General features: G+C 49.6%; 14 protein-coding genes, 1 tRNA gene and 1 riboswitch. Of the genes, 10 read left to right on the forward strand and 5 right to left on the reverse strand.

Annotation, left to right across the window (positions count from 1 at the left end; genetic code table 11):
• The first annotated feature begins 178 nt into the window (after window positions 1-178).
• The 3 genes from iscX (at window position 179) to metE (ending at window position 3,792) form a co-directional block, all read left to right on the forward strand.
• Entirely contained in the window at window positions 179-376 is a 198-nt protein-coding gene (iscX, locus tag BBP27_RS06610) for a Fe-S cluster assembly protein IscX (protein WP_003682097.1), read from the forward strand.
• Between the two features lie 168 nt (window positions 377-544).
• Window positions 545-1,426, forward strand: coding sequence for a methylenetetrahydrofolate reductase (gene metF, locus BBP27_RS06615; protein WP_003745556.1), 882 nt, complete (start codon window positions 545-547; stop codon window positions 1,424-1,426).
• Between the two features lie 89 nt (window positions 1,427-1,515).
• Window positions 1,516-3,792 carry a 5-methyltetrahydropteroyltriglutamate--homocysteine S-methyltransferase gene (gene metE / locus BBP27_RS06620; RefSeq protein WP_003745555.1) on the forward strand — a complete coding sequence of 759 codons (2,277 nt, stop codon included), beginning with the start codon at window positions 1,516-1,518 and terminating at the stop codon, window positions 3,790-3,792.
• A 92-nt stretch (window positions 3,793-3,884) separates the two neighbouring features.
• Here the strand turns inward: metE and BBP27_RS06625 are convergent, their stop codons facing one another.
• Window positions 3,885-6,125: a right-handed parallel beta-helix repeat-containing protein gene (locus BBP27_RS06625; protein WP_188211529.1), complete on the reverse strand. Its 2,241-nt coding sequence runs from the start codon at window positions 6,123-6,125 to the stop codon at window positions 3,885-3,887.
• A gap of 1,086 nt (window positions 6,126-7,211) precedes the next feature.
• The gene (ilvE, locus tag BBP27_RS06630) at window positions 7,212-8,210 is read right to left on the reverse strand and encodes a branched-chain-amino-acid transaminase (protein ID WP_036493516.1); all 999 of its coding nucleotides are present in this window, start codon (window positions 8,208-8,210) and stop codon (window positions 7,212-7,214) included.
• Window positions 8,211-8,423: 213 nt separating this feature from the next.
• Between ilvE and BBP27_RS06635 the strand changes: the two genes are divergently transcribed.
• The 3 genes from BBP27_RS06635 (at window position 8,424) to BBP27_RS06645 (ending at window position 10,585) form a co-directional block, all read left to right on the forward strand.
• Window positions 8,424-8,747, forward strand: coding sequence for a LapA family protein (locus BBP27_RS06635; protein WP_036490154.1), 324 nt, complete (start codon window positions 8,424-8,426; stop codon window positions 8,745-8,747).
• A 25-nt stretch (window positions 8,748-8,772) separates the two neighbouring features.
• Window positions 8,773-9,942 (forward strand): lipopolysaccharide assembly protein LapB, encoded by a 1,170-nt coding sequence (gene lapB, locus BBP27_RS06640; protein WP_003684462.1) that lies wholly within the window; start codon window positions 8,773-8,775, stop codon window positions 9,940-9,942.
• Window positions 9,943-10,129: 187 nt separating this feature from the next.
• Window positions 10,130-10,585, forward strand: a complete 456-nt coding sequence (locus BBP27_RS06645; protein WP_004521061.1) for a GNAT family N-acetyltransferase — start codon at window positions 10,130-10,132, stop codon at window positions 10,583-10,585.
• A 76-nt stretch (window positions 10,586-10,661) separates the two neighbouring features.
• On the opposite strand, the gene BBP27_RS06650 is transcribed toward BBP27_RS06645, so the two are convergent.
• Together BBP27_RS06650 and recC are read right to left on the reverse strand one after the other, a co-directional pair.
• Window positions 10,662-11,168, reverse strand: coding sequence for a thioredoxin family protein (locus BBP27_RS06650; RefSeq protein WP_188211522.1), 507 nt, complete (start codon window positions 11,166-11,168; stop codon window positions 10,662-10,664).
• A 3-nt stretch (window positions 11,169-11,171) separates the two neighbouring features.
• Window positions 11,172-14,471 carry an exodeoxyribonuclease V subunit gamma gene (recC, locus tag BBP27_RS06655; RefSeq protein ID WP_188211523.1) on the reverse strand — a complete coding sequence of 1,100 codons (3,300 nt, stop codon included), beginning with the start codon at window positions 14,469-14,471 and terminating at the stop codon, window positions 11,172-11,174.
• A gap of 205 nt (window positions 14,472-14,676) precedes the next feature.
• On the opposite strand from recC, the gene BBP27_RS06660 reads away from it, so the two are divergent.
• A tRNA-Pro gene (locus BBP27_RS06660) sits at window positions 14,677-14,753 on the forward strand.
• A 48-nt stretch (window positions 14,754-14,801) separates the two neighbouring features.
• On the opposite strand, the gene BBP27_RS06665 is transcribed toward BBP27_RS06660, so the two are convergent.
• A complete protein-coding gene (locus tag BBP27_RS06665) occupies window positions 14,802-15,683 on the reverse strand; it encodes a lysophospholipid acyltransferase family protein (protein WP_003745542.1) in 882 nt (293 codons plus the stop codon).
• A 108-nt stretch (window positions 15,684-15,791) separates the two neighbouring features.
• A riboswitch (SAM-I-IV-variant riboswitch) is annotated at window positions 15,792-15,902 on the forward strand.
• Between the two features lie 173 nt (window positions 15,903-16,075).
• Here BBP27_RS06665 and metK point away from each other — a divergent pair.
• From metK to BBP27_RS06680, 3 genes are all read left to right on the forward strand, one after another.
• Entirely contained in the window at window positions 16,076-17,245 is a 1,170-nt protein-coding gene (gene metK / locus BBP27_RS06670; protein ID WP_188211524.1) for a methionine adenosyltransferase, read from the forward strand.
• Between the two features lie 109 nt (window positions 17,246-17,354).
• Window positions 17,355-17,675: an accessory factor UbiK family protein gene (locus BBP27_RS06675; RefSeq protein ID WP_070849164.1), complete on the forward strand. Its 321-nt coding sequence runs from the start codon at window positions 17,355-17,357 to the stop codon at window positions 17,673-17,675.
• A gap of 13 nt (window positions 17,676-17,688) precedes the next feature.
• Window positions 17,689-19,185 (forward strand): YifB family Mg chelatase-like AAA ATPase, encoded by a 1,497-nt coding sequence (locus BBP27_RS06680; protein WP_188211525.1) that lies wholly within the window; start codon window positions 17,689-17,691, stop codon window positions 19,183-19,185.
• Window positions 19,186-19,298 lie beyond the last annotated feature (113 nt).

The following is a 19,298-nucleotide window of genomic DNA, read 5'->3' on the forward strand; positions in this document are numbered from 1 at the left end:
AAAACGGCAGATTGCCGTGAGTTTTAAGTGTCTTGCCGTATTTTAACGCAACTATGCTATTTTGTTAAAAAATAGCGTCATCATTTATCTGCCCTTCTTCCGTAAAACAATCTGGCAGTCCGACTTCTTCTTGATTAAAATAATTGGCAATAATCGAAACCCAATAAAGGAACACATCATGAAATGGACAGACACCCAACGCATCGCCGAAGAACTCTACGATTTACACGGTGACAGCATCGACCCGAAAACCGTTCGTTTCACCCAACTGCGTGATTTGATTATGGCTCTGCCTGAATTTGACGATGATCCGGCGCGTTGCGGCGAGCGCATTCTCGAAGCTGTACAACAAGCCTGGATAGATGAAGCGGAATAACCTTTTCCCTTTTCATCAAACAAGACCTCAGGCTGTTTTTCAGACGGCCTGAGGTCTTTATTAAATCTATTCATACAATTTCGGAAAATTTCGAAATTGACTCATACCAACCTCAAATTTATTATGCAGTCTGACAACAAATAAAAGATATGCAGAAGGTGCATAACCATGAATCACGCTCGAGAAATCGCCGCTTTAAACAACAGCCTTTCTGATTTAAAAGGCGACATCAACGTTTCGTTCGAATTTTTCCCGCCGAAAAACGAACAAATGGAAACCATGCTGTGGGATTCCATCCATCGCCTGCAAACCTTGCATCCGAAATTCGTTTCCGTAACCTACGGCGCAAACTCCGGCGAACGCGACCGCACACACAGTATCGTTAAACGCATCAAACAAGAAACCGGCCTTGACGCCGCCCCCCACCTGACCGGTATCGATGCCAGCCCTGACGAGTTGCGCCAAATCGCCAAAGATTATTGGGACAGCGGTATCCGCCGCATTGTCGCCCTGCGTGGCGACGAGCCGCCCGGCTATGAGAAAAAACCTTTCTATGCCGAAGATTTGGTCAAACTGTTGCGCTCCGTTGCCGACTTTGATATTTCCGTAGCGGCCTATCCAGAGGTGCACCCGGAAGCCAAATCCGCACAAGCCGACTTAATCAATCTGAAACGCAAAATCGATGCGGGTGCAAACAACGTTATTACCCAATTCTTCTTCGACGTGGAAAGCTATCTGCGCTTTCGTGACCGTTGCGTGATGATGGGCATCGACGTTGAAATCGTTCCCGGCATCCTGCCCGTAACCAATTTCAAACAATTGACCAAAATGGCCCAAGTGACCAACGTCAAAATCCCAAGCTGGCTGTCTAAAATGTACGAAGGTTTGGATGACGACCAAGGCACGCGCAACCTTGTTGCCGCCAGCATCGCCATCGACATGGTCAAAGTCCTCTCGCGCGAAGGTGTCAAAGACTTCCACTTCTACACCCTCAACCGCAGCGAACTGACTTACGCCATCTGCCATATTTTGGGCGTGCGTCCGCGTTAATAAAACAGACGGCCTCCCCATTCTGATTTACAATATCGAACATTCAGGCCATACCGGCCTGATTCAAAATTCCAACCAGGAGAGTTAACATGACAACATTGCATTTTTCAGGCTTCCCGCGCGTCGGTGCCTTCCGCGAATTGAAATTCGCACAAGAAAAATACTGGCGCAAAGAAATCAGCGAGCAAGAATTGCTGGCTGTTGCTAAAGACTTGCGCGAGAAAAACTGGAAACACCAAGCCGCGGCCAACGCTGATTACGTTGCCGTAGGCGATTTCACTTTCTACGACCACATCCTCGACCTGCAAGTTGCCACCGGTGCCATCCCTGCCCGCTTCGGCTTCGACAGCCAAAACCTGTCTTTGGAACAATTCTTCCAACTGGCGCGTGGTAACAAAGACCAATTCGCTATCGAAATGACCAAATGGTTCGACACCAACTACCACTACTTGGTGCCTGAATTCCACGCCGATACCGAATTCAAAGCCAACGCTAAACACTACGTTCAACAACTGCAAGAAGCCCAAGCTTTGGGCCTGAAAGCCAAACCGACCATCGTCGGCCCATTGACTTTCCTGTGGGTAGGTAAAGAAAAAGGCGCTGTCGAATTCGACCGTCTGAGCCTGTTGCCTAAACTGTTGCCTGTTTACGTTGAAATCCTGAACGCTTTGGTTGAAGCCGGTGCCGAATGGATTCAAATCGACGAGCCTGCTTTGGCTGTCGACCTGCCTAAAGAATGGGTAGAAGCCTACAAAGACGTTTACGCCACTTTGAGCAAAGTAAACGCCAAAATCCTGTTGAGCACTTACTTCGGTTCCGTTGCCGAACACGCTGCTTTGCTGAAATCCCTGCCTGTTGACGGCCTGCACATCGACTTGGTACGCGCCCCTGAGCAACTGGACGCATTTGCCGACTACGACAAAGTTCTGTCTGCCGGTGTTATCGACGGCCGCAATATTTGGCGCGCCAACCTGAACAAAGTTTTGGAAACTGTTGAGCCTCTGCAAGCCAAACTGGGCGACCGTTTGTGGATTTCCAGCTCTTGCTCCCTGCTGCACACCCCATTTGACTTGTCAGTTGAAGAAAAACTGAAAGCCAACAAACCTGACCTGTACTCTTGGTTGGCATTCACCCTGCAAAAAACCCAAGAATTACGCGTTCTGAAAGCCGCATTGAACGAAGGTCGTGATTCTGTTGCCGAAGAACTGGCTGCCAGCCAAGCTGCCGCCGACTCCCGTGCCAACAGCAGCGAAATCCACCGTGCAGACGTTGCCAAACGCCTGGCCGATTTGCCTGCCAACGCAGACCAACGCAAATCTCCATTTGCCGACCGTATCAAAGCGCAACAAGCATGGTTGAACCTGCCTCTGCTGCCGACGACCAACATCGGTTCTTTCCCACAAACTACCGAAATCCGCCAAGCACGTGCAGCCTTCAAAAAAGGCGAACTGTCTGCCGCTGATTACGAAGCCGCGATGAAAAAAGAAATCGCCTTGGTGGTTGAAGAGCAAGAAAAACTGGACTTGGACGTACTGGTACACGGCGAAGCCGAGCGTAACGACATGGTTGAATACTTCGGCGAATTGTTGAGCGGTTTTGCATTCACCCAATACGGCTGGGTACAAAGCTACGGCTCACGCTGCGTTAAACCACCTATCATCTTCGGTGACGTAAGCCGTCCTGAGGCCATGACTGTCGCTTGGTCCACTTACGCTCAAAGCCTGACCAAACGCCCGATGAAAGGTATGTTGACCGGCCCTGTAACCATTCTGCAATGGTCTTTCGTCCGCAACGATATTCCTCGCTCTACCGTGTGCAAACAAATCGCACTGGCTCTGAACGACGAAGTATTGGATCTGGAAAAAGCCGGCATCAAAGTCATCCAAATTGACGAACCTGCCATCCGCGAAGGTCTGCCTTTGAAACGTGCCGATTGGGATGCTTACCTGAACTGGGCCGGCGAATCTTTCCGCCTGTCCTCTACCGGTTGCGAAGACAGCACTCAAATCCACACCCATATGTGCTACTCTGAGTTCAACGACATCCTGCCGGCCATCGCCGCTATGGATGCTGACGTGATCACCATCGAAACTTCACGTTCCGACATGGAACTCTTGACCGCGTTCGGCGAATTCAAATACCCGAACGACATCGGCCCGGGCGTTTACGACATCCACAGCCCACGCGTACCGACTGAAGCTGAAGTTGAGCATCTGCTGCGCAAAGCCATCGAAGTCGTACCGGTTGAACGTCTATGGGTGAACCCGGACTGTGGCCTGAAAACCCGTGGCTGGAAAGAAACTCTGGAACAACTCCAAGTGATGATGAACGTAACCCACAAATTGCGTGCCGAACTGGCTAAATAATGTGAGTTAGATGAAAAGGCCGTCTGAAAATTTTCAGACGGCCTTTTTTTATTTATCAATATTTAAAACATAAAGATTACGACTTCAACAATTTACAAAATCCCTGTCGTTGTATGATGTTCTTCCACTCCTGATGTATACACGTTCTGAGTATGGTGATACACAGTCTCTTTAGTCGTTTCAACAATATGGTTGGCTTCCGACAGAACATCACTCAATGCCACTTTACTGCTGGTCGTATTCACTTTTTTCAGTGTCGCGCCGTTATGGCTATTGCCTTCAGAATACGTGTTGATGTCATTCTCAAAGCGCAGCCATGAATCATATAGTTCACCTTTAATGTCCGTCAGGATTTTGTTGTTGGCCACATTTAAAGATGCCTTGCCCTTAGGGTTGGTACTGTGTACGTCTATCAAAGCATCATTCAAATCACCGCCAAGTTTCAATGTATTATTGGTGATGTTGTACTCTTTGGCATTGCTCTTTAAATAAGCAAATTCGACGTAGCCGGCAGATTCTTCACGCACAGAAATTTTGTTGTTGTGAATCGTTACCGCCCCATGCATAGCGACATTGCCATGGTGTTCTTCCACATAAACCGGTACTGCGCCTTTCATAATCTTGCCGATATCGGCATCATTGCCGCTAATGGTAATGGTACCGCTACCAATGCCGTTTTTAGATAAAACGCGGTCGTAAGTATCGTTGATGACGGCAATCAGATATTTGGTGGATTCGCCGCTGATCTTATTGTTTGCCATATTGAGCGTGTAATCCATTTTGCTTTCATGGTTACGGAACTCAATCGCGTAGGTCTGAATATTATTTTGATAAACCGTCAGATTTTTAATGACATTATCGCTGATATCGAAATAGCCTTTGTCAGCTGAGTGCAAATCTCTGTATTGGGTATTGGTTTGCACCTGAATACCTGAATACATGTGGTAGTACTTGCCCAAGTCATCATCAACATTCAAACGGAAGTTCGGGTCTTGGATAATGGTATTGCCGGTAATTTTGACTTTATCCATAGAAAACTGACGGTTGTAGGCAACAATACCATACAGCCTATCACCCGTTAACACATTGTTTTCAATGACAATGCCTGTACCATCATGCACATCCAAACCCTTGCGGTAGTTGTGGTCGGTCGTGTTTTTACGGTATGTGATGCCGTAATTGTAGCTGCCGGCAGCCACAGCCATACCGTACCCTGTCCCACCATCCGCTTCGTGGCCGTTCCAATCCAAACGGTTGCCCTCGCCGATAAAGTTTTGTTGGAAACCGATCAGCGCACCGGCAACGCGGTTGTGGTGCAGATACGAATCGACAATACGGTTGTTTTCACCCAAAGGCAGCGCTTCGTATTTTTCATCAATTTCGCCGCTTTGCACGCGCTCTTTAAAGGTCAGCTTATGGCCTTTTTCCGTTTCCAAAGAAGCGGTCGAGGTAAACATCACACCAGCACGGTTGGCACCGGAAACCTCTACTTTACTGATTAAAGTATTGTCCGCATCGTTGACCAAAATACCGTTTACCTTGCCAAAATAGCTTAAGCCTTTGCGGTAAAAATCAGGGTTGGTATATTGAACCGACAAATCGGCAATGGTTTTATTGTTTTGCCCATCAACCAAAATACCGGCAAATTCGCGGATATCGTCATGGTTAGTGTCCGGATTGAATTCGCCTGTTTGCGCCTTATCAAACGTTACTTTGGTTTTGCCCATGCCCGAACCAAACAAGCCGCGCGCGCCGGAGACGGTTTTATCCATCACAATCTGATTGGAAATATAGTAAGTACCATCCAAGAAAACCATGGCTTTTTCTTTGTGCGCCGCTTCTAAAGCTGCCTTAAATGCCTGAAGGCTGTCTTTTTTACCCTGCGCATCGGCACCAAAATCATTCACGCGAACGTAATTACCATACTCTTTAGATTCATACACGCGGTATTTTCCGGATAGACCTTCCCTGCCTTCGGCATGATCATCAATTTTGTTTGCTTTACCCGAACTGAGGTGGCCGTCGTGGCTATTGATTGCTTTTTTACCGGAAGAAACGCCCGCTATTTTGTCATGGCCGTCTGAATCCTTCAGATTCTTTTTATGGATAATCTCAACGGTTTCTTTTTCTTCGGCAATTCTGTCTTCCGCCTCTTTTTCTTTGCGTGCGGCTTCGAGTTTGGCTTTACGCTCTGCAACCGCTTTTTCGACTGCCGCTTTATGCGCTTCTTTTGCGCGCTCGACAGCTTTTGCTTTGGCTGCAGCAGCCTCGGCTATTTTTTTTGCTTTGGCTTCTTCGTAAACTTTTTGCCTTTCAGCCAGGACTTTTTCCATCGATTGATTAACTGGCTTGTTTACCGGCTCTTTTGAAACAACGTGTTTGCTCGCCACTTTAGGCGCAATGGTATGTTTACTGGAAACGCTGCTTACAGAAGCAACGCTGGCCCGTGCAACATGCATTTTGGTCACAAGGCCGTCTGAAGATGATGAAGAACTGTCGAATCTTGCTGCCTCCGCCACATGCACCACTTCTCTCGTTACCGTATTTTTACCGCTTAATTGCTTAAGCTCAGGAGAAACCGACGGCATATCCCCCCAATTGTGGGTGTGTATCCATTCTTTTAGAGGAGAAGATGATTTGGAATTTGCTTCAGGTGTGGATGAGCCGTGACGAATGTGGGTACGGCCAAGAGGAGCAAGTTTATGTGACATAATCAGCGTATTTCCTTGTATCGAATATCGCCTTTCCCACCGCACAAGCGTGCAACAAAAAAGCCGATTGATTAAAGAGGTAAGACGGATTCTGTCGTAACAGCAATTGCCTGTATAAAGGCCAAACTGAAGTTGGCCGCTTTGAGAAACTCGGCAGCGTTTCCCCTTCTGCCGGTTTTCTGATTGGAAACGGTCATGGTGTCAGACAGAACCCTTGGATGACTTTATATAGGCAATCTGTCCGCGTACCATGTGTCCGGTTATTTTTGACGGAAATGTATCAGAGTCCCTTTTTAATTGATTAGTTCATCCAAAGTTAAGTTATTTTTGATTTTTATAGCAAAATAAAAATGGTTTTATCTTGCATCGTTTTCCTTTTTAGCTTGACAGAGTGAATCCCGCGAAGCCCAAAAGGAGGGAAATTCTAACACGATATGTTTTTAGCATTCCCTATTTAACTAAATTTACAAAATATACAGAATAAATATCTACAACTGTTTTTAACTTCTTCTAAAAATCAATAAAATTCGATATTTCCAATATGTATTTTTACAACATGCCTGCGCATTATATACCGATTATCTAAAAATACTACCGTTTGTTTAAAAAATTTAGCATTTTATTATCGTTTTCCCCATCAAAAAACCAATAAAAAAAGGCCGTCTGAAAAAATATTTCAGACGGCCTTTTATATTCACTGCGTTCTACTTAACAAACTTCGACCAACCAGCCGTGTTTGTCTTCTGTCAAACCGTATTGAATGTCCGTAATTGCCTTACGGATTGCATAACCGCGCTCTTGGCTCTTCACTTCGATTTCTTTGCCGTCAATCACGAAAGAAGTTACCGGAGAAATAACCGCAGCCGTACCGGTCAGAATCGCTTCCGCACCATTCTCAATCGCAGTTTTCAGCTCGTCGACAGTAAAGTTGCGCTCGGTAACGGTGTAGCCCAAATCTTTAGCAACAGTCAGTACGGAATCGCGGGTAACGCCGTGCAAGAATTCATCGGTCAACGGTTTGGTAATGATTTCATCGCCGTTAATCAGGATAAAGTTAGACGCGCCGGTTTCCTGAACGTCGCCATTCGGGCAGAACAATACTTGGTTTGCACCGTGCTCTGCTTTGGCTTTCAATACCCAAGGCATGGCGGAAGCGTAGTTGCCGCCGCATTTCACGCGGCCCATGTGCGGGGCGCAACGGATGTGTTCGGTTTCCACCAAGATTTTAACGGGCGAACCGGCTTTGAAGTAGTCGCCGACAGGAGAAGCCAAAATGTACAGCAAGGCTGTTTCGGAAGGAGAACCGGCTTTACCGATCACAGGGTCGGTACCGATCAAAGTCGGACGCAGGTACAAAGCGGCAGGTGCGTCAGGGATTTCCTCGGCGGAGCGTTTGACCAATTCGATCAAAGCATTCAAATAAGCTTCCGTTTCAGGACGCGGCAGGTGCAGAATATCTGCGCTTTGCTGCATACGCGCAATGTTGGCGGTCGGGCGGAACATCACGATTTTGCCGTTTGCCTGACGGAATGCCTTCAAACCTTCAAAACATTCGCTGCCGTAATGCAGGGCGTGTGCGCCCGGGGCGAGTGTCAGGTCTTTGGAAGATTGCCATTCTACCGGTTGCCATTTACCTTCACGATAAGCGATAACGGGCATTTCAGCGTGGAAAACGCTGCCGAATACGGCTGGGACTGGTCTGCTCATGATGATTGCCTTTCTTATTCTGATTTGTAAGATAATAACTAAAGACTGAACAATACGCCTTTCAATATGGGTTTGACAAGTACCCGTCAGCATTAAAGGCACTCTTTCCATGCCGTCTGAAACATGCCGTCCTATCCGAAATCCGGCAAATCGTTTAAACTGATACCATTTTTCAGACGGCCTGCCCCAACCGCGGCCCACCCGGAGCAACCCATGAAACTCATCTATACCATCATCAAAATCCTGATTCTTCTTGTTTTCCTCCTGCTGGCCATCACCAATACCCACACCGTATCCTTCTTCTACCTGCCCGGACAAAACGTCAATCTGCCGCTGATTGTCGTGCTTTTCGGTGCCTTTATTATCGGCATCGTGTTCGGTATGTTTGCCCTCTTCGGCCGTCTGCTGACCCTGCGCAGCGAAAACAACCGCCTACGTGCCGAAGTGAAAAAATACGCCCACCTTTCCGAAAAAGACCTGACTCCGGTCAAAACCGAAACACCGGCAACGGCTTCCGAAACCGCTCCCAAAGCGTAACGCCACCAATCAATAAAGGAATACCATGGACAACGAATTGTGGGTCATCTTACTACCCATCGTCCTCCTCCCCGTTTTCTTCGCTATGGGCTGGTTTGCCGCGCGCGTCGATATGAAGACCGTCCTAAAACAGGCCAAAAGCATACCGGCCGGCTTTTACAAAAGCCTTGACGCCCTCGTTGACCGCAACAGCGGCCGCGCCGCGCGCGAATTGGCGGAAGTCATCGACCAGCAGCCGCAGTCATACGATTTGAACCTGACTTTAGGCAAGCTCTACCGCCAACGCGGCGAAAACGACAAAGCCATCAATATGCACCGCGCCCTGCTCGATTCGCCCGACACCGTCAACGAAAAACGCGCGCGCGTGCTTTTTGAATTGGCGCAAAACTACCAAAGCGCAGGCTTGGTGGACCGTGCCGAACAAATCTTCCTCGGTTTGCAGGAAGGCGACATGGCACGCGAAGCCCGCCAACACCTTCTGAGCATCTACCAACAAGACCGCGACTGGGAAAAGGCCATCGAAATGGCGCAGCTCTTGAGCCATGACGAACAGACCTACCAGTTTGAAATCGCCCAGTTCTATTGCGAAATCGCCCAAGCCGCGCTGTTCAAATCCAACTTCGACGCCGCCCGCTACAACATCGGCAAAGCACTCGAAGCCAACAAAAAATGTACGCGCGCCAACATCATCCTCGGCGACATCGAATATCGTCAGGGCAACTTCCCTGCCGCAGTAGAAGCATATTCCGCCATCGAGCAGCAAAACCACGCCTATTTGAGCATGGTCGGCGAAAAACTCTATGAAGCCTATGCCGCACAAGGCAAACAGGAAGAAGGCCTCAATCGCCTCATCGGCTATATGCAAACCTTTCCCGATCTTGACCTGATCAACGTCATCTACGAGAAAGCCCTGCTGCTCAAGGGCGAAACCGAAGCGGCGCAAATCGCTGTCGAACTCGTCCGCCAAAAACCCGACCTCAACGGCGTGTACCGCTTGCTTGGTTTGAAACTCAGCAGTATGAATCCTGAGTGGAAAGCCGATACCGATATGATTCGTTCCATTATCGGCCGCCAGCTGCAAAAAAGTGTCATGTACCGCTGCCGCAACTGCCACTTCAAATCCCAAGTCTTCTTCTGGCACTGCCCGGCCTGCAACAAATGGCAAACCTTTACGCCGAATAAAATCGAAATTTAATCAAGCGTTAAGCATTAAAAAAAGGCCGTCTGAAATCTTTTCAGACGGCCTTTTTATTACAAAGCAAAGAAAGGAAGCAAGAATCGTTCCAACAAGAAAAAAATAAAGTTGAATCATACTTAATTATTCGGAAAAAATATGAGAAAGAGTATAATAGTTGGATATAAGAGAAGTTTTAGGAGCAAATATGAAAATTCACTTTGAAAAAGGACTTCAGTTAGAAAATGCCCAACTCATTTGTCAGTGGTCTAATGCTTTGGGAGAAAGTTTTCAGAAGCAATGGATGGGGCCAAAGATTTCTTATCCCTTGATTGCCCAATCCTTGCAAAAGATGGAAGGGATTTTTTCCATTTTTGTTGGAGAAGAGTTTGTAGGCATCATCCAGAAAATCAAACTAGAAGATAAAAATCTTCATATTGGAAGATTTCTCATAGCTCCACAGAAGCAGGGAAAAGGATTAGGTAGAAAAGCTTTTCAATACTTTCTTCAAGAAATGTTTGAAAATGAAGAAATAGAAAGTATTTCCCTAACGGTTTTTGAGTCAAATCAAATAGCTAGAGACCTCTACCAAAAAGAGGGATTTGAAATTGTTCAAACCATTGAAGTTCCAGAACGTAAATACATAATGAGAAAATCTAGGTAAGAACTAAATTACACTAGAAATTGTCCCCTTTATCAAAGTGGCTCAAAATATAGTCTTACACACCAACAATATCTACTCAACAACGCTGCTCTGCCCATGCCAAGGCCGCTACAACCTGAGCCTCAATATCGGCATTAAACTCGCCGGCACGGTACGCATCGCGCAATTCTGTGCGACGGGTTTCATCTGCCGCAATTTGGTTTAACACCACTTGCGGAAACTCGTTAAACACAGGCCCCTCCTCTTCATGACCCATCAAAAACAGCGCAGGGATTTTTTGATTGGCGCGGACGATTTCCTGTTGGCGCGGATTCTCAAAACGGCTGCTGTCGTCAAAATCGTTGCGGGCAATATAGTTGACGCGGATATTGGGGTTCAGCTCCGCCATTTTTTGAATAAACGGCACAAACACACGGCAATCAGGGCAATATGGCGCAGCGACAAGCAGCCAGTTTTGCGGACGGCTGATCTTTTTAACCGTCGCTACCGTTTGCGCCGACAACTCGGTCGCCTGATAGAGCTGCTGCTGTTTCAATTTGTCTTCTTCGGTATCAAAATCCAAATATTCTGTATAAGTGGCCATGCTTTACTCCTGTTCTGTTGCATTGTTTTTCCCTGCCGCGCTGTTCAAAAGCGGAACAAGCAGATTGACGACGAGGTTTTCAAATAGCGGCTCTTCAAGCGGCGCTTCGTTCGAATGACCGAACACCAGCTTCACTTCGGTATATTCTTTCTGCGCTTTGTTCATTTTATTGCCGTTAAAAACCTCATAGGCTTTTCTCAAGGCAGCATCCCAATCCTCTTTCTTGCCGTACTCCTCCGCAGCGGCAAGGCTGGTTTTGGCAAAAAACGGCAAGGGGGTATTTTGTCCGATTCGGAAATATACCAACCATTCTTTCAAAAGCTCTCTCGCCGCCTCTTGCCCGATGGCGGCATAGGTTTCGGTCTGTCCCAGGCTGACAATATAGGTTTGTCGGTTGGCAACGGTTTGAGGGGCGACGGCGCAAAAAATCAAATGCTCCAATAAACGGGCAATGCGGTTGGGCGCATTGTCTTTTTGGTTTTGGAACACAATGCGTCCGCATTCGTAAAGATTGCCGATGGTGCCTTGTAAAACCAAGTCGTCAAAGTGTAATTCATAAGGTTCAGACGGCCTTTTGTTGCTGCGTATCAACTCGGCATCTACGTTTTTCGCAGATATCTGATACTGCTTCTGCCACAAGCCGCCTAATTCGCCCACCGGCATCAGGCTTTCTGCATTCAGCCGAATGGCCGTATCTTCAAAATCTTCACCTTTGCGCCGCGCATCCAAATAGGCATCGGCAATCCGGCCTTCATGTTGCGGCTCAAACGGTTCGGCAGATTCCCATGCGCCGTCCAAATACGGCTGATCCCAGCTTAAATTTCTCTTCAGCCAAACTTTGACAGGGTTGCGCCAAAAACTGATAAGCTCGCCCTGCTGAATGGTTTTGCCCGGCTCTTCCTGACTTAAAGCCTCAAGGAAAAACGGCTGCGGTTGCGTAGGCGGTTGGTTCAGCGCATCGGCGTAATCTTGGCGCGTACTGAAGAGGCCGTCTGAAAGCGCATCCTTTTGGAAATAACGGCGCGAAAACGCCTGCAAAGGATGATGTTTCACCCATTTCTCCGCCAACTCGCGCCCGCTTTTCCCTGTCATGGCGGCAATGGTATCCAGCAGCTCGCTGATTAACGAAGACGGCGCAAACTCGGCATCATTGCGTATATCGCGGCCGATATAAGACAAATACAGCATTTCGCGCGCGCTGATTAAGGCTTCGAGGAAAAGATAACGGTCGTCGTCGCGGCGGGCGCGGTCGCCTTTTTTCGGATGTTTGGCAATCAGGTCGAACACCGCCGCTTTGGTATTGCGCGGAAAATCACCGTCATTCAAACCCAACAGGCAAACCATTTTAAACGGCAGGCTGCGCATCGGCACCATACTGCAAAAAGTAATGCCGCCGCTCAAAAATCCGGCTTGGCTTTCACTGTCCAAAAAACGACGGATATGGCGGATAACGGTTTTACACGGCAACAATCCGTCAAATTCGGCCAACTGCGCCTCTTCCTGCCATTTCGCCAAAGACTGCTCAAACTGCTGTTTCGCGTATTGGTCGTCCGTATCCGGAGCAAACAGTTTCTCCAGCAAATCGTGGCAACGCTGCACCCAGCCTTCCACATCGGCAGGCTCTTGCCATTGCGCCGCCATATCGGCCAAAGTACGGATAAATTCGGCAAAACCGCTGAACACGTCCAACTGGTTGACGTTGCTATGCCACGCGCTCACGCCCTGCCACATACCGTTGCCGCCTTCGGGCAGCATCCAGCCCAAGGCCAAACGCTCTACCGCCTGCTGCCAAGTAAAGAGGTTGTCTTTACCCTCGCGCATGGTTTGGTCCAAACCCCAATGCACATTCAATCCGGCAACAGCCTCATGCAGCAGCGGCACATCTTCTTCGCTCAAACCGAAGCGTTGCAGCACCAACCGGCTTTCCAGCAAAGGCAAAACCTTGTCCACTTCAAACCGGCTTTCCAGCAAGTCCAACGTTTGCGCCAAAGCATACAACAAGGGCTGACGGCGGCTGAGTTTTACATCCGAAATCGAATACGGCAAAGCCTGGCTGCCGGCCTGCTCCTGTCCAAAAACAGCTTCGATAAACGGGCTGTAGGGCTCGATGTTCGGCGTCAAAACGGCAATATCGTGCGGCTGCCAGTCGGGATTATTTTGCAACACCAGCGACAGCTCTTCTTTCAAAATCTGCAGTTCGCGCAAAGGGCTGTGGGCCGCGACGATTTTGACCGAGCCGTCGTTCAACAGCTTGTCCGGCTCGACACACACCGGATTGCCGTCCGCATCGTGGACTTGAACCCAAGCCTGCTGCGCGCCTGCCTCGCCTTCTTCCTGTTGGTATAAGCGTTCAGACGGCATAATTAAGTTTTGGATATCGTTTTGCAGGCAATGCAACAAGGTATCGTCTTTTCCCTCTTCATAAACCTGAATATCCTGCTCGGTTTCCACTTCCGACAAAAAATCAAAGAAATCGCGTCCCTGCTTGCCCAAAGAAGCCAACAGCGGATGTCCTGCCTGCGACAAATCCGCCTCATCGCCCCTTTTCAAAATCTGCGCCTCGTCAATGACCTCGCCCCAATATTGGCTGCTCGGATTGAGCGCAAACACAAACACATCGCAATGCTTGGAAATTTGGTGCAGCAGTTGCAGATACATCGGCGCCATTGTCGAAATGCCGAATACAAACAACCTTTGCGGCAAGACCGATTTATCCAACTGCGCCAACAACTTTTCCCACAAGGCCACGCGGTGCGGCGCCGATTGGCTGCCATCGTCCAAATAACGCCACAACCGCGCCTGCCAATCCTCATCATCGCCCAAGCCCAGCAGCTTCCCAGCCTGCCACGCATCAATCCAATCCGGCCGGTACACCAAATATTGGTCGAAAATATCCGCCATTTGTCCAGCAAGCTGATAATCCGCCGATGCCGAGCTGTGCAAATAACTTTCCAGCTTCAGGCGCACGTTTTCGTATTCCGGAGCCGTCTGAAACGCTTCGCTGCGGAACAAATTCAGCAAACGCCAACGCATGACCTCAGGCGAAAACGGGCTGAGCGGCGGCACATCGGGAACCAATTTACGCATCAGCTGCCACGCCAAACCGGCCGGCAGGCTGAACTTCAAATTCGCCGCCACGCCGAGTTTGCGCGCAAAAAACACATTCAGATACCGCCGCATACCCTGGCTCTGCACCACCACTTCTTCCGGCGCCAATACCGCATCCAAAGGCAAGGCCTGATGAATATGCGCGCACATTTCGGCAAGCGCTTCCAAACGGTCGGACTGATAAAGATAAAACATAGCAGACAATCTAAAAAACAATTGCCCACATTATAATGCCATTAGGACAAATGCTTCAGCAGAAGCAGCAAACAAAAACACAGGCCGTCTGAAACACATCGCTTCAGACGGCCTAAAACAAAACAAATCCATCAGCAGCCAATTATTAATTATTTATCGACCCCCTGTACAAACCGGTTTCTCCTATCCTATAATTCCCCACATTCGGAATGTAGCGCAGCCCGGTAGCGCACTTCGTTCGGGACGAAGGGGTCGGAGGTTCGAATCCTCTCATTCCGACCAAATACAAAACCTGCTTGAATCCAAGCAGGTTTTTTACATTCGGCAAGCCTATACTTCCGGCGGCGGGAAAGGCGCGCCTTCGGGATGTTTGTAGCGGTTGTACATAAACAAATATTGTTCCGGAAAACGGCGTATCCAATATTCGGTATTTTCATTGATCACGCGCGCATCGTTCTCCTTATCGCCGTTCAATTCACCGCGCAATGGCTCGATGTGCAAGACAAAGCCTTTGCCGTCGGGCAGACGCTCGCCGCAGAAAAACAAAGCCTTCACACCTTTAACTTGCGCCAGCTTGCCCGCCAACGTCATGGTGTAGGCAGGTTTGCCGAAAAAGTCCACCCATACGCCGTCGCCGCCTTCTTCCGGAGACGGTACATGGTCCGGCAACACAATGGTCGCCTCACCGCCGCGCAGGGCCTTGATGATTTGTTTGACACCCTGAATGCTGGTCGGCGCAGTCTTGCCCTTGCCGCGCACACGCCCTGCCTGCATTACCGCATCAAAAGCCTTGATTTTCGGCGGTTTGTACATCGCCGTCAGCGGAAACGGCAGCTGCTGGCTGATGTAGCGGCCCGCCAAATCATAGCTGCCGATGTGCGGCGTGATAAACAGCAAACCTTCGCCCGCACTCAAGGCCGTCTGAACATGTTCCCAACCGTTGACACTGACAAACAGGTTTTCAATTTCCTCAGGCCGTCTGAAAAACGCCACCGGCAATTCCAAGCCGCCTTTTGCCGTTTCACGGAAAACTTTTTTCACTGCCTCGTCCGTCGGGTTCAATCCGGCAAGTTTCATGTTTTCAAAAACACGCCGGCGATCTTTCGACAGCACGCGGAAACCCAAACTGCCGAGCAGGTTGCCTAATTTGTGCAACCAAGCCAAAGGCAGCGCGGCCAAAAATTTAAAAACAAAGGTAACAAGCGTTTGCATAAGGGTTTACCAAAATGAAGTGGACAGATTGTAAACGAAACAGGCCGTCTGAACAAAACAGACTTCGGGCAAATATATTGCGGCACACCTGCTTTTCTGCTACTATCCGCGCTGCATTAAGAGTTGGGAATTCCATGCCAACCTGCTTTTCAAACGGAAAGGTAAGGTGGACGGTTGAAAAACCGATGTGGCTCGCCAGAGCAATCCAAACCCGCTTAATGCGGGAATTTTTTTGCCTGTAAGAAACGCGCAACAGGATTCCGAAACAGCAGGCAAGTGCGAATGTTTCTCACTTGTATAGAGAAAAAGCGGAGTTTTTGTTATGATTTCCGCTGTCCGAAATAAAAGGCCGTCTGAAAACACAGCAGCCTGTTTTTAATGAAAGAATAGCAATGAGCGAATATCTGTTTACTTCCGAATCGGTATCCGAAGGCCATCCGGATAAAGTTGCCGACCAAGTATCCGATGCGATTTTGGATGCCATCTTGGCGCAAGACCCCAAAGCGCGTGTCGCCGCGGAAACCCTGGTCAACACAGGCTTGTGCGTATTGGCAGGCGAAATCACCACCACCGCCCAAGTGGACTACATCAAAATCGCACGCGAAACCATCAAACGCATCGGTTACAACTCCTCCGAGCTGGGCTTTGATGCCAACGGCTGCGCGGTTGGCGTGTACTACGACCAACAATCCCCCGACATCGCCCAAGGCGTGAACGAAGGCGAAGGCATCGACCTGAATCAAGGTGCAGGCGACCAAGGTTTGATGTTCGGCTACGCCTGTGACGAGACTCCTACCCTGATGCCGTTTGCCATCTATTACAGCCACCGCCTGATGCAACGTCAAAGCGAATTGCGCAAAGACGGCCGCCTACCGTGGCTGCGTCCTGATGCCAAAGCGCAACTGACCGTGGTTTACGACAGCGAAACCGGCAAAGTAAAACGCATCGACACCGTCGTCCTGTCTACCCAGCACGATCCGTCTATCGATTACGAAGAGCTGAAAAACGCCGTGATCGAACACATCATCAAACCGGTTCTGCCGTCTGAAATGCTGACCGACGAAACCAAATACCTGATCAACCCGACCGGCCGCTTCGTCATCGGCGGCCCGCAAGGCGACTGCGGTTTGACCGGCCGCAAAATCATCGTCGATACCTACGGCGGTGCAGCTCCGCACGGCGGTGGCGCATTCTCCGGCAAAGACCCGTCCAAAGTCGACCGTTCCGCCGCCTATGCCTGCCGCTATGTTGCGAAAAACATCGTTGCCGCCGGTTTGGCAACCCAATGTCAAATCCAAGTTTCCTACGCCATCGGCGTTGCCGAACCGACTTCGATTTCTATCGATACTTTCGGCACCGGCAAAATCAGCGAAGAAAAACTGATTGCCCTGGTTCGCGAACATTTCGACCTGCGTCCTAAAGGCATCGTCCAAATGCTCGACCTCTTGCGCCCGATTTACAGCAAATCTGCCGCCTACGGCCACTTCGGCCGCGAAGAGCCTGAATTTACTTGGGAGCGTACCGACAAAGCAGCTGCATTGAAAGCAGCCGCAGGCGTGTAAACTTCCGCATTTGAGGCCGTCTGAAAAGCAAAACGTTTTCAGACGGCCTTTTTCCTTATACAATAGCCACTTGAATTTCTATATACATTCTGAATAAAGGATACGGATTATGTTCGGCAAACAACTTTTTGAAGAAGTCAGCTCCAAAATCAGCGAAACCATCGCCAACAGCCCTGCCAAAGACATGGAAAAAAACGTTAAAGCCATGCTCGGCAGCGCGTTTAACCGCATGGATTTGGTAACCCGAGAAGAATTCGACATCCAACAACAGGTTTTGATTAAAACCCGTACCAAGCTGGCCGAATTGGAAGCCCGTTTGGCCAAACTCGAAGCCGCCCAAGAGCCTGAAGAAGCTGCTTTGAAAGCTGCCGAAGCCGCTGCCGAAGAAGCGGTTGCCGAAATCGTACAACAAACCGAAGCCGCCGAATAAGGCCGTCTGAAACATGTCGCTTGCTTTGGTTTACAGCCGCGCCTTAAGCGGTATGAACGCGCCGTTGGTCGAAGTGGAAGCCCACCTTGCCAACGGCTTGCCACATTTCAATATCGTCGGTTTGCCCGATACCGAAGTCAAAGAAAGCCGCGACCGCGTGCGTGCCGCCATCATCCAAAGCGGTTTCGACTTCCCCGCCAAGAAAATTACCGTCAACCTCGCACCGGCCGACCTCCCCAAAGAATCCGGCCGTTTCGATTTGCCTATTGCCTTAGGCATTCTTGCCGCATCGGGACAAATTAATCCTGAAAAGCTCGCGCAATATGAGTTTGCCGGAGAATTGGCGCTGTCCGGCTTGCTGCGTCCCGTACGCGGCGCGCTGGCCATGGCATGGCAGGGAATGCAGGCCGGCCGTTCGTTCGTCTTGCCGCAAGAAAATGCCGAACAGGCTGCCGTCATGCGCGGCATTGCGGTTTATGGCGCGCGTTCTTTGGGCGAAGTGGCCGCCCATTTAAACGGCATCGAACTGTTGACACAAACCGAATGCAAACTGCCACGAAGGCCGTCTGAACAAAGTAAAATACCCGACTTAGCCGATGTCAAAGGCCAACATACCGCCCGCCTCGCCTTGGAAATCGCCGCGGCAGGCGGACACAGCCTGTTGATGATGGGCCCGCCGGGAACGGGCAAGTCCATGCTTTCCCAACGGCTGCCCGGCATTCTGCCGCCTTTGACCGAAGACGAATTGGTCGAAGTCTGGGCATTGCGTTCGCTCCTGCCCAACCATCAACAGCAACTCGACAGCAACCGTCCTTTCCGCAGTCCCCACCACAGCGCCAGCTCGGCCGCCATGGTCGGCGGCGGTTCCGACCCGCGTCCGGGTGAAATTTCATTGGCGCACCACGGTGTGTTGTTTTTAGACGAATTGCCCGAGTTTGACCGTAAAGTATTGGAAGTATTGCGCGAACCTTTGGAAAATGGCGAAATCCATATTTCCCGCGCCGCACGCCAAGCCGTTTATCCGGCCAAATTCCAGCTCGTCGCCGCCATGAACCCCTGCCCTTGCGGCTATCTCGGTCATCCGTCCAAACCTTGCCGCTGCACGCCTGAAAGCATCGCCCGTTACCGCAGCAAAATTTCAGGGCCACTACTCGACCGCATTGATTTAACCATCGAAGTACCCAGCCTTTCCGCCGCCGAGCTGATGCAACAAGAAGCCGGCGAATCCAGTGCCGCCGTATTAGAACGCGTTACCGCCGCGCGCAAAATCCAATACGGCCGACAAGGCAAAGTTAATGCCGAATTGAGTGTCAGCGAGCTCGATGGCAAAGCCCGTATCCAAAAAGAAGCGCAAGAAGCCTTAGGAACCATGCTCGAAAAACTGTCCCTATCCGCGCGCAGTTTCCACCGCATCATGCGCGTTGCCCGTACGCTGGCCGATTTGGCAGGCGACGAAGAAGTCAGTAAAACCCATGTGATGAAAGCCATCGGTTTCCGTCGCGCCCTCTAACTTTTCAGACGGCCTGAATCTTTATATTTAAGTAAAACTAGAGTAAACAAAGCATCAGGATTTTGCCGTCTATAACGGTTATTGATAAAATATCGAATTCAAACTCAGACAGT

It is taken from the genome of Neisseria sp. RH3002v2g (assembly GCF_014596425.2).
GTDB lineage: Bacteria > Pseudomonadota > Gammaproteobacteria > Burkholderiales > Neisseriaceae > Neisseria.